This is a genomic window from Nocardioides pelophilus, assembly GCF_014180685.1.
GTDB classification, from domain to species: domain Bacteria; phylum Actinomycetota; class Actinomycetes; order Propionibacteriales; family Nocardioidaceae; genus Nocardioides; species Nocardioides pelophilus.
Genome location: NZ_JACEHF010000108.1, coordinates 1 through 14,162, shown reverse-complemented (window position 1 = coordinate 14,162; position 14,162 = coordinate 1). Strand labels below are relative to the sequence as shown.

19 protein-coding genes are annotated in these 14,162 nt (G+C 70.6%); 10 read left to right on the top strand and 9 right to left on the bottom strand.

From position 1 onward, the window contains the following. Both H0488_RS16040 and H0488_RS16035 read right to left on the bottom strand, forming a co-directional pair. On the bottom strand, positions 1–384 hold a 384-nt coding region (locus H0488_RS16040; RefSeq protein ID WP_220794670.1), incomplete at its 3' end, for a hypothetical protein. Continuing rightward, positions 384–902, bottom strand: a complete 519-nt coding sequence (locus tag H0488_RS16035) for a hypothetical protein (protein ID WP_183100267.1) — start codon at positions 900–902, stop codon at positions 384–386. The genes H0488_RS16040 and H0488_RS16035, both read right to left, overlap by 1 nt. A 244-nt stretch (positions 903–1,146) precedes the next feature. Here H0488_RS16035 and H0488_RS16030 point away from each other — a divergent pair, with 244 nt between their 5' ends. The 3 genes from H0488_RS16030 (at position 1,147) to H0488_RS23705 (ending at position 2,987) form a co-directional block, all read left to right on the top strand. Next, entirely contained in the window at positions 1,147–2,325 is a 1,179-nt protein-coding gene (locus tag H0488_RS16030) for a hypothetical protein (RefSeq protein WP_183100266.1), read from the top strand. 40 nt (positions 2,326–2,365) lie between these two features. Beyond that, entirely contained in the window at positions 2,366–2,608 is a 243-nt protein-coding gene (locus tag H0488_RS16025; RefSeq protein WP_183100265.1) for a hypothetical protein, read from the top strand. A gap of 166 nt (positions 2,609–2,774) precedes the next feature. Continuing rightward, positions 2,775–2,987 (top strand): hypothetical protein, encoded by a 213-nt coding sequence (locus H0488_RS23705; protein WP_220794669.1) that lies wholly within the window; start codon positions 2,775–2,777, stop codon positions 2,985–2,987. Positions 2,988–2,997: 10 nt separating this feature from the next. On the opposite strand, the gene H0488_RS16015 is transcribed toward H0488_RS23705, so the two are convergent. Then, entirely contained in the window at positions 2,998–4,074 is a 1,077-nt protein-coding gene (locus H0488_RS16015) for an amidohydrolase family protein (protein WP_183100263.1), read from the bottom strand. Between the two features lie 55 nt (positions 4,075–4,129). Beyond that, positions 4,130–4,573: a PPOX class F420-dependent oxidoreductase gene (locus tag H0488_RS16010; protein WP_183100262.1), complete on the bottom strand. Its 444-nt coding sequence runs from the start codon at positions 4,571–4,573 to the stop codon at positions 4,130–4,132. Positions 4,574–4,720: 147 nt separating this feature from the next. Between H0488_RS16010 and H0488_RS16005 the strand changes: the two genes are divergently transcribed. After that, complete coding sequence (locus H0488_RS16005) at positions 4,721–4,954, top strand: FitA-like ribbon-helix-helix domain-containing protein (RefSeq protein ID WP_183100261.1); 234 nt, start codon at positions 4,721–4,723, stop codon at positions 4,952–4,954. A 60-nt stretch (positions 4,955–5,014) separates the two neighbouring features. On the opposite strand, the gene H0488_RS16000 is transcribed toward H0488_RS16005, so the two are convergent. Beyond that, on the bottom strand, positions 5,015–7,279 hold the full coding sequence (locus H0488_RS16000) for a TIM-barrel domain-containing protein (RefSeq protein WP_183100260.1): 2,265 nt from the start codon (positions 7,277–7,279) through the stop codon (positions 5,015–5,017). Between the two features lie 134 nt (positions 7,280–7,413). On the opposite strand from H0488_RS16000, the gene H0488_RS15995 reads away from it, so the two are divergent. Both H0488_RS15995 and H0488_RS15990 read left to right on the top strand, forming a co-directional pair. After that, a complete protein-coding gene (locus tag H0488_RS15995; RefSeq protein WP_183100259.1) occupies positions 7,414–7,887 on the top strand; it encodes an NYN domain-containing protein in 474 nt (157 codons plus the stop codon). A gap of 142 nt (positions 7,888–8,029) precedes the next feature. Continuing rightward, the gene (locus tag H0488_RS15990; protein WP_246372293.1) at positions 8,030–8,545 is read left to right on the top strand and encodes a Uma2 family endonuclease; all 516 of its coding nucleotides are present in this window, start codon (positions 8,030–8,032) and stop codon (positions 8,543–8,545) included. Between the two features lie 94 nt (positions 8,546–8,639). On the opposite strand, the gene H0488_RS15985 is transcribed toward H0488_RS15990, so the two are convergent. After that, positions 8,640–9,773 (bottom strand): serine hydrolase domain-containing protein, encoded by a 1,134-nt coding sequence (locus H0488_RS15985; RefSeq protein WP_183100257.1) that lies wholly within the window; start codon positions 9,771–9,773, stop codon positions 8,640–8,642. A gap of 120 nt (positions 9,774–9,893) precedes the next feature. Between H0488_RS15985 and H0488_RS15980 the strand changes: the two genes are divergently transcribed. After that, positions 9,894–10,094: a DUF6767 domain-containing protein gene (locus H0488_RS15980; RefSeq protein ID WP_183100268.1), complete on the top strand. Its 201-nt coding sequence runs from the start codon at positions 9,894–9,896 to the stop codon at positions 10,092–10,094. A 17-nt stretch (positions 10,095–10,111) separates the two neighbouring features. After that, positions 10,112–11,038 carry a hypothetical protein gene (locus tag H0488_RS15975; protein ID WP_183100256.1) on the top strand — a complete coding sequence of 309 codons (927 nt, stop codon included), beginning with the start codon at positions 10,112–10,114 and terminating at the stop codon, positions 11,036–11,038. Here H0488_RS15975 and H0488_RS15970 read toward each other — a convergent pair. Beyond that, a complete protein-coding gene (locus H0488_RS15970) occupies positions 11,035–11,631 on the bottom strand; it encodes a GNAT family N-acetyltransferase (protein ID WP_183100255.1) in 597 nt (198 codons plus the stop codon). The two genes, H0488_RS15975 and H0488_RS15970, sit on opposite strands and share 4 nt — an antisense overlap. A 468-nt stretch (positions 11,632–12,099) precedes the next feature. Between H0488_RS15970 and H0488_RS15965 the strand changes: the two genes are divergently transcribed. Next, positions 12,100–12,495 carry a hypothetical protein gene (locus H0488_RS15965; protein WP_183100254.1) on the top strand — a complete coding sequence of 132 codons (396 nt, stop codon included), beginning with the start codon at positions 12,100–12,102 and terminating at the stop codon, positions 12,493–12,495. Positions 12,496–12,536: 41 nt separating this feature from the next. After that, complete coding sequence (locus tag H0488_RS15960; RefSeq protein WP_183100253.1) at positions 12,537–13,325, top strand: hypothetical protein; 789 nt, start codon at positions 12,537–12,539, stop codon at positions 13,323–13,325. Here the strand turns inward: H0488_RS15960 and H0488_RS15955 are convergent. Both H0488_RS15955 and H0488_RS15950 read right to left on the bottom strand, forming a co-directional pair. After that, the gene (locus H0488_RS15955) at positions 13,322–13,474 is read right to left on the bottom strand and encodes a hypothetical protein (RefSeq protein ID WP_183100252.1); all 153 of its coding nucleotides are present in this window, start codon (positions 13,472–13,474) and stop codon (positions 13,322–13,324) included. The genes H0488_RS15960 and H0488_RS15955 overlap by 4 nt on opposite strands. A gap of 62 nt (positions 13,475–13,536) precedes the next feature. Beyond that, positions 13,537–14,162: class F sortase (locus tag H0488_RS15950; RefSeq protein WP_220794668.1), on the bottom strand; the 626-nt coding region annotated here is incomplete at its 5' end.

The window sequence follows — 14,162 nt, the reverse complement described above, 5'->3', positions numbered from 1 at the left end:
AGCGACGATCGCGTCGACGACGTCGCCGACCCGGTCAACGCTGCGGTCGCCACCCCACGGGTAGTGCGCGCCGGCGCCCCGCCATGGCAGCACGGAGCAGGTTACCCGGAGCCCCTGGACCTCGGCGAGCGCGACGGCTGGGTGCGGGTCGCGGAAGGGGGTGAGGTCGGCGGCGTAGATCGCTGCCCACGACTGCCCGCGCGCCATCCGGTGCTTCGTGTGGTGGCCGACCATGCCGGAGATCTGGACATCGGGCCGCACCTCGGTCAGCAGGAGTACGTCGCAGCCGAGCCGATCGACGAAGGCCCGGTGCCGATCATCCCAGCGAGCGTCGAGGTTCCAGGTGCCGATCCGCAGGTGCGGAGCACGGCGTCCGCCCGGCATCAGTAGCAGCTGTCGCACACGCCAGTGGGGAGGAGTGCCATGTGGCACTTCGGGCAGACCTTCGCGGGCGGGGGATTGGCCTTGGCCTTGCGGGCGGTCGACGCCGCCAGCTTCGGGGTGAGCGCGGCGCGGCCGCCGTCCGCGGGGAGGCCGGAGGCGTTGGCCCAGCGGTAGCACTCCAGCCGCGACGATGCAGCGTGCTTCTCCCGCTTCATCACGTCGTCGAGCGGTGCGACTCCCAGGGCGGTCAGGACCGCGTCGTACCCATCGCCGACCATGCCCGTGTCCTTGCGCACCACGAGCGACGTCAGGGGTGGGACGGCCTCGGTGACGCAGCGGTCCACGACCAGCCCGAGCACCCCGCCGATCCAGTTGTGCACGGCCATCCCGGTAGTCACGCCGGTGCGCTCCTGGATCTCCTCGCCGAGCTGGGTGTACTCGATCACGGCCTGATAGCGCCCGGCGACACCGGACAGGATCTCGTAAGCAGATTCGGCCCAGGTCTCGCGGTCGGTCATGTGCGCAGGTCGTCCTTCGCTGGTGCTCAGGCGAGGCAGTGGGCCGCGCCGGAGACTTGAAGTCGTGCGGCTGGCAGACGGTGAGGTCCGCGCCGACACACCCTCAGTGTGCGCCTCTCAGTGCCAGACCACCGCATCGAAGGTGGCGGTCTTCGTGCCGCCACCCACCGGTGGTCCGCCGTGATATCCACAGCTCACACCGAGCGGGTAGCGGGGGGCGGCCTGTTTCGCCGAGAGTCGCGGCATGCCCAATTCTCGGAAACGTCCCCCGAAGCGCCACTCCCGCAGCCCGCAGACCGCGGCCGCGCGACGGCAGGCGACCGCAAGGTTCGGCGAGTACGCGCCGTACATCGAGCAGATGCTCGCCGTCGACGAGGCGGAGCGCCGGGGTGACGCCCGCGGAGCGCTAGACCTCATCGAGCAGAAGCTGTTCGGCCCGGACGGCAAGCTCTTCTGGCGCGGCGAGCGCATCGCCCGGCTGGTTCAGCTTGCGACGTTCGGCCCGCTGTTGCCGCGCTGGGCGACATCGCGCTGGCTGCTCGAACAGGCCGTGCAGGAGCTGTCCCCGACGCGCAACCGGGCGTTCGACCGGGCTCTGCTGACTGTCGCGGACATCCGTGGGGGCTTTGAGGGCGTGCCGTGTCCGTCCGGTAGCGATCCACGGATCAAGGTGATCGACCACGACTGGGTGTTCCGCCAGTGCGTGCTCTACGAGTTCGGGGTGTTGGCGTCGTACCTCCGGCGCGCCCCTGCGGATCTTGTCGCCGGCGCGGACCGGATCCACTCGTGGGCGCGCGCGCCGATGGGCGGATTCCGTTACCTCGCGCGGACGCCTGGCGTCACGACCTGGGCTGACCTCGCGTCTGGCGACCGGATCGAGACACCCAACATCGGCAGCGCGGCGATGCTCATCGAGGGTGAGCATGTGATCGGACGGATGGTTCCGATCGAGGGCGGACGGATGTTCGAGACGCTGCCGCTCCACGTGTCCGAGACGGTGGCCCGAGCGGTCGCGGACGAACCGGCGAACTGGATCGAGGTTCTCCGCGAGGCCAGCGAGCGGGGCGAGGGACTCGAGACCGGGGGTTTCCGGTTCGGGTTCCTGTCCGACGTACGTCTCGAGATCAGCGCGCTCACCCTGTACGGCGACCTCGAGTCGCTCGACCGCTACGAGACGCGCGCCGAGCAGTTCCTCGACGCGGTCCGGAGGGCCTTCCGTGATCAGCCCACCGACGACCCTGAGGTCATCGACGTCTGGGCGTGCATCGCCGCCGAACTGCTGAACTGGAATCTCTTCGTGGCCCTCACCGAGAGCGTCCGGCCGGACCACGCAGATCTGTACGTGCGGCTCGGCCAGATCCTGGCCGAGCCTGCCGCTCGGTTCTGCCGTGACCTTGCGGACGAGGCGCAGGCTGCCGCATGACGGGTGCTACCGACGGTGCTACCGTAAAGAGGTGGGTGTGGTGAAGAAGTCAGTGTCCCTCGACGAGCACGTCGCCGAGCAGATCGAGGCTGCTGCCCGCGAGGACGGTACGACCTTCTCGGGCTGGCTGTCGGCCGCGCTGGAAGAGCAGCTGAACCTTCGCGAAGGGCGGCGCGGGATGGCGGAGTGGGAAGCGGACCATCCGATCCCTGACGACGTTCGTGAGTGGGCTCGCGCAGAGCTCGACCGCGCTTTCGGCGACCGAGCGAGCTCCGGTGAGTAGATCCGGCATCACTTACGACGCCGGCGCCCTGATCGCAGCGGAACGAGGTGACGTCAGGGTGGGCGGGATCCACGCCGACGCGCTTCGTCGGGGGATCTTGCCCACCGTTCCGGCTGGTGTCCTCGCTCAGGTCTGGCGAGGCGGCCCGCAGCCGAGCCTCTCGCGGGTGCTCAAGGGATGTCGGGTCGAGACGCTGACAGAGGCGCAAGCTCGTGCCGTCGGTCGTCTCGCCGCCCACTCAGGCCACGACGACGCCGTCGACCTGTTCGTCGTCGAGGGAGCCGCTCGTCGCGCCGACGTCGTCGTCACCTCCGACCCGAGCGACCTCGCACGCATTGCCGACGTCGTCGGGATCGAGCTCCGCGTCGTCGTCGTGTGAGTGGCTGCGACTACAACCTGTAGACGCTCACCGCGTTGTCGCGGAAGACCTTCCGCAGCATTTCCGGACCGTACGGCGCCAGCAGGTCGGCGAGCGCGCCGACGAGGGTGCCGTAGGTGGCGATCGCCTTGTCCATCGGGTAGTTGGAGCCGAACACGAGTCGGTCCTCGCCGAACACCTCGGTGGTGTGCTGAACGATCGGGGCGACCTTCTCGGCCAGCTCCTGGCGGGTGACGCCCGGCTCGCTGTGGCCGAGCATGGGGAAGGCGAGGCCGGAGTGCTTGGCGACGACGTTGCGACAGTCCTCCAGGGCGGTCAGCTCGTCCTTCCACCGGGCGAGGAGGTCGGCCCGGTCGCTCGCCGTACGGCCGGTGCTCTTGCCCATCGGTCCGAGGACACCGACCGGCGGGGCGTAGTGGTCGAGGACGATGGTGGTGTCGGGATACTCCTTCGCCAGCGCGCGGACCTCCGCGATCTGCTGGTGGTAGACGTAGGCGTCGAAGGTGAGGCCCCGCTCCGCGAGCGCGGCGAAGCCGCTGAGGAAGGCGGGCGATGTCATCACGTTCGGTTCGTCGATCCAGTTCTTGACGCCCTTGTCGGGGTGCCACGTGGTCATGAACCGGATGCCGCGGAAGCGATCGCTGGCGCGGGCGTGCGCATCGAGGGCTTGGGCGAAGCCGGCCTCGCGGGGGTCGGCGTTGCCCACGATCCCGACCAGGTCCGGGTTGCCCGCGGAACCGAACGGCAAGGTGTCGAGCCACGCGGTCTCCTCGGACTGGTCCGGTCGGTGCCAGCCGCACTGCACGTGGATGGCGGACTCGACCGGCACTCCGACCGCATCGACGGCGCCGGCCACGTCGGCGGCGTAGTCGGCGGGGAGGTAGGGCTGTGCGGCATACTCGACGGTGCGCACCATCTCCCGCGTGCCGAGGTCGAGCAGGACGGGTGCCAGCCGCTCCAACAACCGGGGCACCCGCCGGTAGAGCGGCGCGAGCCGCGACGCCTCCCGCGGCGTGGTGAAGGGATCCCACTGGTGGATGTGGGTGTCGATGATGCCGGGGACGATCCCGGACAGGACCTTCGTCAAGGGGTGGCTCCTGGCGTCAGCGGTGCAATCGTTCCGGCCAACCTAGACGAGCCGACTACGTGCCGCTGGCCGCCGGCAGTCCACCGAGGGCGCCGTACGCCCGCTCCGGGCGGAACCGGATGACGAGGCGCGCTTCGTCGACCATCGCCTGCCGGTAGCCGGCCCAGTCGTCGTGCTCGCCGGCGGCCTCGCGGTAGAGGTCGACGAGCTCGTCGACGACGGCGTCGTCGGGGGCGGCGGCGACCGCGGACAGCTCGGCCCGGCCCTCGAGCACCGCGTAGCTGAAGAAGGTCGGTCCGTTCACGTGCAGCGCAGCCCACGGCTCACGGGCCAGGTTGCGCGCCTTGGCGCGATGGGCGACCGTCGAGATCCGTACGACGCCGGCGTCGTCGACCGTGTGCAGCACGTTCGAGATCTGCGGTCGCCCATCACGACGGATCGTGGTCAGCGTGGACTGGTGCGTGGCTCGCGTCGCGGCGAGAGCCTCCTCGAGATCCATGCAGGGGCAGCGCTCGACGGTGTCGTGACATTCCCTGCGGCCTTGCGGCCCTGCGGCGGACCTCCCCATGGGGGTGGTGCAGCTCGACGGGCGGCGGGTAGCCCAGAAGTCAGTTGCGTCACGGCAGCAGTCCAGCAAGATGGATGCATGGTCTCCATCACGATCCGCGACGTCCCCGACGTAGTCCGCGCCGAGCTCGCCGCGCGGGCCGCTCGGAGCGGTCGCTCGATGCAGGAGTACCTGCGCAACGAGTTGATGAGGCTCGCCCGCACGCCCGACATCGATGAAGTGCTCGCCCGCATCCGCCGACGCAAGGGCCCAGCCGCGGCGGGCCCGACGACAGAGGACATCCTCGCGTACAAGGACGCCGACAAGCGGTGACGCGTGTGCTGGACGCGTCGCCGCGGTCGTCGTCGATACGCCCCGACCAGCGAGCGTGGCTCAGCCGGTCGCGCCAGGCGGCGTGAACGGCGTCGTACCGCACTTGAAGAAGTAGACGTGCTGGTCGATCGGCGCCGGGACCGTGGTTTCGAAAGGCTCGACCAGCGATGACTCGTAGCGTGCGCCGGTCTCCGGGCGCCGCCAGCACCCGGGCGGGAAGGCGACCTCGCGGCGCGTCGCCCCGCGGGCAACGACGGGAGCGACGAGCACGTCCGGCCCCAGCAGGTACTCCTGGTCGATCTGATGGACCCCGACCATCCGCGGATAGGCCAGCCACAGCGGCCGGGTGATCGGCATGCCGGTCCGCTTCGCCTGGCGCCACAGCCGCAGGATGTAGGGCTCGGCCGCGCGGTGGAGGCGCAACGACGCCCGGTGGACGGACGCCGCCTCGGCGTCCCAGCTCCACGGGAACTTCTGTCCGAAGACGGGACCGCCGTGGACGCGGTTGCCCGGCGTCAGGGCGGCGTACCAGGACCACCGCAGGAACAGCTCTCGCGTGGTCGGGCCCGAGAGAAGGTCCATGTAGCCGCCGGTGTCGCAGTGGAAGCCGTAGGCGCCGCCGATCGCGCGGTTGAGCATGTCGGTGGTGAGCGCGGCGATCCCCGTCGTACGGCTCCAGTTGGACTCGTAGTCGCCGCACCAGTTGGCCGACTCGTACGCCGCCGACCCCGGCCGCCCCGAGTAGCCCGACCGCACGTAGAACATCGGCTCGGTGCGGTCCGGGTTGTCCCGGTGCCACTCCTCGACGATCCGCCGGGTGGTGCGGTGGAAGTCGATCGGGTAGCGGTTGTGCGCGACCCGACCGGTCGTCCCGTCGGCGAAGTGCATGTTCCACATCGTCTGCTCGCCGAAGTCCTGCATGAAGCCGTCGGCGCCCGCGTCGAGCACCGCCCGCACCCGCTTCCGCCACCACGCGACGGTCTCCGGGTTGGTGAAGTCGAGCTGCACCGCGCGCTTGCCGGGGGCGAGCGTGTCGGAGAAGACGTACGGCGAACCGTCGGCGCGGGTCGCGGCGTACCCCTTGTCCTGCGCGGTCCGGAACGCCGCGTCGTCCTCGAGGCCCTGGCCGTCGTTGCCGGCCCAGGCGCGGAAGTAGACGATCGGGCGCATGCCGTGGCGCTTGATCAAGCGGATGATGTCGTCGAGAGTGCCGATCCGTTGCAGCAGCCACCACGCCTCGAAGCTGAACGCCCGGTAGGGCAGGTCGAGCTCGTCGATCTTGCGGACCGAGGTGCGAATCTCCGCCTCGTAGGCCTCGGGGGTCTTGCCCGTCGTGCCGCCGCTGAGGGTCTGGGCGAAGATCGGCGCGACCTGCCAGCGCGGCGGCACCGGGGTGCGGCCGGTGATCGCGGTCAGCGTGCGGATCGCTCGGGGCGCGCGACCCGGCGCGACGGTGAACTTCAGCCCCGGTGAGTTGCTGTCGACCTGCCACGCATCGTCGCGGTCCGAGCGCATCCGCCAGCGCGACAGCTCGCTCTGCTCGAGGAAGAAGCCGTAGGGACGGGAGGAGATGAACTGCGCCTGCTGGTACCACCCGCTCTGCGGCTGCCCGCCCAGCACCGGCGCGTCGAAGATCGTCTGCTCGATCCAGTTGAAGAAGCTCTCGCCCGCCTGGTCGATCGCGTTGCGCCGGCCGCCGAATCCGTGGAACGCCTCGTCGTCTCCCGAGGCGAAGCCCGCGCCGACGAACGCGATGCCGGTCGCCGGCCGGAACCGCACCCGCGTGCGTACGGCGTCGCCCCGGTCGGGCCGCACCTCGACGATCGCGCGACGGCCGGTGGGGTCGTCGGTGGCGACGGTGAGCCGCAGGCCGCCGTCGGCGAGCCGGGTCGAGCGCAGGACGTCGGTCAGGGAGTACGTCGCGCCGGCCGACAGGCTGAGGAACGGGTTGCCGGTCACGCTGGGGAACTGCTCCACCTGGGTCATCGTCACCGCGCCCGTGGTGAACGTGATCGGCGCGTAGCGCGGCGGGACCACGTCGGTGTCGCCCAGGGTCCCGAGCAGGTCGGAGAGGTGGAGGGATGGAGTGGGCAGCCCGCCGCCCTCGACCGAGCCGAGGACCGTCTTGCCGTTGCCGTCGCGGAACTCCAGGCCGAAGGGCGCGGTCGCGATCGCCGCGCTGACGTCGCCCGCCTCGACCACGAGAGTGCGCGGGGCGGCCCGCTCGGGTTCCCGCGCTGCCGTCGTCGGCGTACTGACGAGGGAGGCCAGCAGGAGGGAGGCAGTGGCGCCGGCGGTCAGCAGGGCGGCCCGGGTCTGGAACATGTTCTCGTCAACGAGCGAGAGCGGTCGGGGTTTGCTGCCCGGCGAGCGGCCGGGCCGCCGACTTTGTGTCGGACGTCCGGCGGAGAGTGGGGGCAACAGACATCCACGACTCGGGCCGGCGCAAGGACACAGCGATGAACGACCGCATGGACTGGAGCAGCAGGCGGCTCGTGCTGATCGACATCGAGAACGTCGTCGGCGGGCTCGTGTGCGACGAGAAGTGCGCAGCGTGCGCGCGCCTCACGATCCGCTGCGCGGTCGGCGCCCACCCGATGGACCAGGTCGTCGTCGCGACCTGCCACAAGGGCTACGAGCACGTCGCGTGGAGCTGGCCGAAGGCCAGGCGGCTGGTGCGGTCCGGAAAGGACGGCGCCGACCTCGCTCTTCTCGAGGTGCTGCGCGAGGACGTGGCGTCGCGGTTCGCCCACGTCGTCCTCGTCTCCGGAGACGGCATCTTCGCCGACGCGGTCACGGATCTCGGCCAGCGCGGCACGCTCGTCACCGTCGCTTCCCGCCGCAGTCACCTGAGCAACCGGCTGCGGCTCGCGGCCGCGCGCGTCGTGCTCCTCGACGAGGCGATGCTGGCGCCTTTCAGAAGTGCGAGCTAGCGCCGGCGACGAGCGGGGCCCGCCTTCGCCGCCTGTGGATGACGCGCCCCGTTTGTCGGAGCCTCGGCTCACGATTGAGTCATGACCGAACGACTCGGAGTGAGGCACCATGAGTGTTGTGAGGACGCTGCCGCAACGACCCTTGACGGTCCACGACCTCGAGGCATTGCCCGATGACGGACACCGCTACGAGCTGGTCGACGGCTCACTGATCGTGGCGCCGGGGCCAGAGCTGGTGCACCAGACGGTGCAGTCCAACCTGATGCGGCTGCTGTTCGCCGACTGCCCGGAGGAGCTGTTCGTCTACGGGGCACCGACCGATGTCGTGCTGGCAGACGACACTGTTCTGCAGCCGGACCTGCTCGTTGTCCGCAAGGCGGATCGATCCGGTCGACGACTGACGGCGGTGCCCCAGTTGGTCGTCGAGATCCTGTCGCCGAGCACCCGCCTGATCGACCTCAACCTGAAGTTCGCGCGACTCGAGCGAGCGGGTGTGGCGTCGTACTGGGTGATCGATCCCTCGGGCCACGTCACGCTCAACGCGTGGAGGCTGCGGGACGATCGCTACCAGTCGGTCGCGTCAGTGACAGGCGCCCAGCCGTGGTCGGCGGAGGAGCCCTATCCGGTCACGATCGTGCCGGCTGCGCTGCGCGACTGACCTCGACCTGGCCAGGTGTCGCCGCGATGACGCGGCGGATCCTGCGAGATTGTCCCGTGTGGATCCCCGCCGCGGTGCGCGGCCTACCTCGAGCTCAGCCCAGGCAGTCCACGACCGCGTCGATGAGAGCGACCGAGCGCGCGTCGGCCGGCGTGGCCGGGCCCATCTGGTTGACCGTGTAGCCGAACGAGAAGCCGCGCTCGCGGTCGGCGAACCCGACGGAACCGCCGAGCCCGTAGTGGCCGAACGCCCCGGCGCCCGACATGGGACGGAACGGGAACGAGAGCTGGAAGCCGCTGGCGTACCGGGTCTCGTAACCGGTGACGAGGTCGGGTCCCTCCGACTGCGGGCGCACGGCGTCGGCGAGGGTCTCCGGGGAGACGAGGCGGATCCCGTCGACCTCGCCGGTCGTTGCGGCGTACATCCGCGCGACGGCGCGGGCGGTGCCCATGCCGTTGCCTGACGGCACCTGCGACGACCACAGCTCGGGGAGGTTGAGCCAACCGAGCAGACCGTCGCCGACGAAGAAGGAGCGGAAGGCGAGGGTGCCGGCCGTCAGCATCCGCACGCTGAACTCGTCGGGCTCGGCCCGCGGCACCGGCAGGATCAGCGGCGAGACCCGGTGGTGCTCGGCGGTCGGCAGCCCGACGTACAGGTCCAGGCCGAGGGGGGAGCAGACCTCGGTCGCGAGGAAGTCGCCCGGCAGCTGACCGGTGACTCGTCGGATCAGCTCACCGACCAGCCAGGCGTGGGTGATCGCGTGATAGCCGTGGGCCGTCGCGGGCTCCCACGCCGGCTCCTGAGCGGCCAGCTTGGCGGCGGCCGGGTGCCAGGCCACCAGGTCCTCCACCGTCAGACCGCCGTCGAGGTAGGGCACGCCGGCGCGGTGCGCCAGCGCCTCACGCACGGTGACTCGCTCCTTGCCGGCCGCGCCGAACTCCGGCCAGTACGACGCCAGCGGCGCGTCGAGGTCGACCTTCCCCTGGTCGACCAGCCGCAGCACGCAGATCGCCATCGCCCCCTTGGTCACGGAAGCGACCATCTGGAGCGTCGCATCCGTGTACGGCGCCCCGCCGGGCTCGGTCACCCCGCCGTACAGGTCGACGACCAGGTCGGTGCCCACCATCACGGCGAGCCCGGCGCCGACGTCACCACGCGAGGCGAAGTTCTCCTCGAACTCTTCAGCGACCCGATCGAATCCGTCAGAGACGTGACCCCTGATCTCCATGGATCGCATTCTGCAGGACGCCGGGTCGGCGACGGGCCCGTTGCGGTTTCTTGCGGTCCGATCTCCGCACGGGTCCTTCGGCCCTACCCCCGCCGCCGTCGCCTCGCGCAAAGTGGGTGTGTGAGAGCGAGAGGGGGGCCGGCGGCGGCGCCAGACGCGATGTGCCCGCTGCGGCCGGGCGACATGTGCACCCTCTGCGTGCCCGGCGCCACCGGGCCCCAGGACTGCCCGACCGTCGCCGAGGTGATGCGCGACCCCGAGCTGCGGGCCCGGCTGGCGGAGCTGCGCGCGGATCGGCTCGCCGACCTCCGCCGCGGCTGAGCAGCGGGCATCGGCCGATGGACGACGTACTGGCGTGGCTGCTGCAGGCCGACGTCGCGGTCCGGTTCCAGGCCCGGCGCGACCTCCTCGGTGAGGAGGACCCCGAGCTCCAGGCCCGGATCGAGCACGAGGGCGACGGGGCGGCGCTGCTCGCAGCGCGCGGGCCGAGCGGCCACTGGGGGCGCGGGTTCTACCAACCCAAGTGGACCTCCAGCCACTACACGCTCCTCGAGCTGAAGAACATGAGGCTGCGCCGCGACCAGCCGGCGGCGGGCGAGACGGTGGCGATGATCCTGCGCGACCACAAGGGCCGCGACGGGGGCGTCAACCCGGCCGACAGCATCGCGGTGAGCGATGCCTGCGTCACCGGCATGACCCTCGGCTACGCGACGTACTTCGGCGCGACCGAGGACGACCTGGTCAGCGTCGTCGACTACGTCCTCGGTCAGCGGCTGCCCGACGGCGGCTTCAACTGCCAGCTCGACCGCAGCGGCGCGAGGCACTCCTCGGTCCACACGACGGTGTCGATGATCGAGGGCATCACGGAGTACGAGCGCTGGGGCTACCGCCACCGCCTCGACGAGCTGCTGGCGGCGCGGGCGACGGCCGTGGAGTTCCTGCTCCTGCACCGGCTGTTCCGCAGCGAGCGCACCGGCGAGCCGATCCGGCTCGAGTTCACCCGGTTGCACCACCCGGCGCGGTGGTACTTCGACGTGCTCCGTGGGCTCGACGCCCTCGCAGACGCCGGCGTGCCGCGGGACCCGCGGATGGACGACGCCCTCGCCGTACTGGTCTCGCGGCGGCGGTCCGACGGCCGCTGGACCAGCAGCACGTACGCCGGCGCCACCCACCTGCCGCCGCCGGGTCGGGCGCCGAGCCCGTGGGCGACCCTGATCGCGCGACGGGTGCTCGAGGCCTACCCGTACGACGCTGTGCCCGCCTAGCGGTTCTGCCGGCGCGCGGCGCGGACCATCGGCCGCAGCGCGATGGCGTTGCTGCCCGGAACGTAGACCTCGGCCGCGAGGGTGAAGCCGAGCCGCTCGTAGAACGGCAGGTTCCGCTGGTTGGTCGAGGTCAGCCCGCAGGGGAGACCGTCGGTGTCGACGACGGCGAGCCCGAGCCGGGCGACCGCGGCGCCGAGTCCGAACCCCTGGTCGACCTTGCGGACGCCGACGTACTGCAGGGTCCAGTGCGGCTCCTGAAGCGCGTGCCCGCGTGCTTCCAGGATGACCCCGAGCGCCTCGGCTGCGCGCTCCTCGCCGGCGTGGGCGGCGACGATCTCCTGCGCCCGCTGCACGTCGTCGGGGCCGACGAGCTCGAGGTCCGGCGGCACCCAGGCGATCGCCGCCAGGTCGGCGACGAACGTGTGGCCGCGCTCGAAGCACAGGTCCGCGATCATCGAGAGCCAGGCGGTGCCGAACCCCTGCCAGGTCTCGTCATCGGGCGCGAGCCAGCGGAAGAACGGGTCGTCCGAGAACGCCTCGACCCAGGTGTCGACGACGTGGGGCAGATCGGCTCGGAGCGCGTGGCGCAGCACCACGCCAGTGTCGCGCGCCGGAGTCCGGGCCGGGCGTACTTCGACGGATCGGGGGTTGCGCATCAGCATCGATTGGTCCCAAACTGAACTCCACGAAACGGTACGCCGACTGTTCACTCGGGAGAACTCATGAAGCGCATCACGATCGCAGCGGCATGCCTGCTGCTCGCCACGCTCAGTCCGGTCGTCGCGATCGAACCAGCCCGCGGCGGCGCCCCAGCGGGGGGTGAGGCAGCGGCGCAGGTCCGGTACGGGCCGTTGCCGCGACATCTTCAGCTGCAGGAGGCGAGGCAGTGCACCACGATGCGGCCCCCGCAGCAACGCGCGGTCGTCCGAGACGACGTGTTCATGTGCAAGAACCTGTCCAGCATTCCGTTTCCGAAGTTCTACGGTCCAAGGGTCGCTGTGCCCAGGGTCGGGTTGGTGCCTGGTACGACGACGAGCGGCTGGGGCACAGCGACGGCGCTCATGGGATCTCTGATGGTCCCGGCGGCCATCGACCGGATGAAGGACTTCGTCCACGCCAACGATGTGCCGTGGCCGAGGAAGGACTCGTCGACGGCCCAGAAGAACCGTCGAGTGCGCTACAACGTCTACCAGATCTGGTTCACCCGCCATTCGACCGGCAAGAAGGACGCCTGGAAGTACGGCATCACCAAGACTTCACTCGGCTCATCGCGTCCGGCGTCGCAGATCTCGACCTGTGACGGTCACGAGGTCACCGTCTGGCGAACGTGCAAGTGGAAGTGGATGCGCACCAAGGTGGTTGGTTGGTACCGCGCTCGGGCGATCGAGGCGACGTACTGTGCGCGGTACTACGCCCGTCAGGGCCACCGACCCGTCGGGATGAGGAAGTGTCTGTAGTGACCAGCGGGAGGGGCAGGACGGATCGGCCGAGCGGCCCGATGCCGACCTTCGACTGGGTCGACTTGAAGTCGCGCCATCTCGTTCTGCGGCGGGCGGGCGACGCGTCCGAGGCCGACTTCGACGCGTCGCCGATCTGGCAGGACTACCTCTGGGAGACCTACGGGCGCCGCCCGCCGACCCTACTGATCCTCAAGGTGCGCGATGACGCCGACGACTACGCCTTCAAGGGCGGGCGGCAGAAGAACGGCAAGCTCGTCGCGGCCGCGACGATCCCGTCGGCCTGGCTCGACGGAGCGACCGCGGAGGACAACGCGGAGGTCTATCGACGTGCCAAGGAGCGCTTCTTCCATGACATGGCGACCGCAGCGGACCTCCCTGCGCCACCCCCCTTGCCGCCCCGCCTCCCTCCGCGCGCGCAGAAGGTCGCTCCCGGCGCCGGGATCGCGTGGTTGAGCGAACGCAAGGGATTCAAGGCTCCGGACACTGCTGAGAACGAGTGGTTCTTCGCAGATCCGGCTTGGCAGGACTACCTGCCCCAAACCCAGGGCGACCTGTTCTCGATCGTCGATCTGGTGGTCGACCGGGACTCGGTCCGCCGTACGGTCGGACGCAAGGCCAACGGCGAGGTCAGCGTGTCCGTCTACATCCCCTCAGAACTGTTCGTCGACAACGCCGATCCCGAGCTGACGTTGGTGGAGATCGCGCGCGACACCTTCGTGTGGGGCATGGAGAAGTTCGGCTGGCCCGCGCCTCCGCCGATCCCCGCGCGACCCCCCGGTCACGAGCCGAGAAGCCGACCGATCAACGCGCACCTGCGTTCGCGCTAGCGCGGCGCGTGCTCGCGATCCGCGACCCGCTGGCGCAGGTCACGCTTCGCCCGGCGGTACTCCACCTCGAGGATCAACGCCACCCGCGCAGGCCGCAGCGCGCGGGCCGGCGTGCGGCGCGCGGAGCGGGTGCTCGGGAGGGTGGTCACACCACGAGAGTAGGGAGCGCGGCGCCGGACGGCTACCTACTTACGGATGAATCCGGGTCCGCTCAGGGGAGACCCTGAGGAGCGCGGTGCGTGTAGACGACGAGGTTCGACTGGTAGCCGCCGCGGGCGGAGTCGTAGGTGCCGCCGCAGGTGACCAGGTTGAGGCGGCGGCCGCCGCGGGCGGCGTACACGCGCTGGGCCGGGAAGTCGGCGTTCGGATAGAGCACCGCCTCGGTCACCACGAAGAGCAGCCTGGAGCCGTCCTCGCGTCGGATCGTCACCTCGTCGCCGGGCCGCAGCTCCTGCAGGCGGGCGAACACGGCTGGGCCGTCGAGCGAGTCGACGTGGCCGAGGATCACCGCCGAGCCTCGCCGCCCGGGTGCGGGTCCGCGGTGGAACCAGCCTGCCAGGTCGGCGTTGCCGGGCACCTCCACGGTGTGGTCCGGCATCAGCCCGAGCCGGACCAGCCGGGTCGTCACGTCGATCGTCGGGATCTCCAGTCGGACGGGGGTGGCGGACCGCTCGACGGTCGACCCGACCGCGCGGGGGTGGGGGCGCGTCGCGCGCACCTCGGGCGACGTGGATCCGACCGCCTCGCTCGACGCTCGATCGACCTGCGGCAGCAGCCAGCCGCCGAGGAGTACGCCGCCGACGGTCGCGCAGGTCGCCACCAGGAGCAGAGGTCTCC

Coding starts and splice junctions, on each gene's coding strand:
- H0488_RS16035 (WP_183100267.1), bottom strand. CDS start 902: ATGACCGACCGCGAGACCTGGGCCGAATCTGCTTACGAGATCCTGTCC.
- H0488_RS15975 (WP_183100256.1), top strand. CDS start 10,112: ATGGACGACGTACTGGCGTGGCTGCTGCAGGCCGACGTCGCGGTCCGG.
- H0488_RS15965 (WP_183100254.1), top strand. CDS start 12,100: ATGGGATCTCTGATGGTCCCGGCGGCCATCGACCGGATGAAGGACTTC.
- H0488_RS16005 (WP_183100261.1), top strand. CDS start 4,721: ATGGTCTCCATCACGATCCGCGACGTCCCCGACGTAGTCCGCGCCGAG.
- H0488_RS15985 (WP_183100257.1), bottom strand. CDS start 9,773: ATGGAGATCAGGGGTCACGTCTCTGACGGATTCGATCGGGTCGCTGAA.
- H0488_RS16010 (WP_183100262.1), bottom strand. CDS start 4,573: ATGGATCTCGAGGAGGCTCTCGCCGCGACGCGAGCCACGCACCAGTCC.
- H0488_RS16030 (WP_183100266.1), top strand. CDS start 1,147: ATGCCCAATTCTCGGAAACGTCCCCCGAAGCGCCACTCCCGCAGCCCG.
- H0488_RS15995 (WP_183100259.1), top strand. CDS start 7,414: ATGAACGACCGCATGGACTGGAGCAGCAGGCGGCTCGTGCTGATCGAC.
- H0488_RS15960 (WP_183100253.1), top strand. CDS start 12,537: ATGCCGACCTTCGACTGGGTCGACTTGAAGTCGCGCCATCTCGTTCTG.
- H0488_RS16000 (WP_183100260.1), bottom strand. CDS start 7,279: ATGTTCCAGACCCGGGCCGCCCTGCTGACCGCCGGCGCCACTGCCTCC.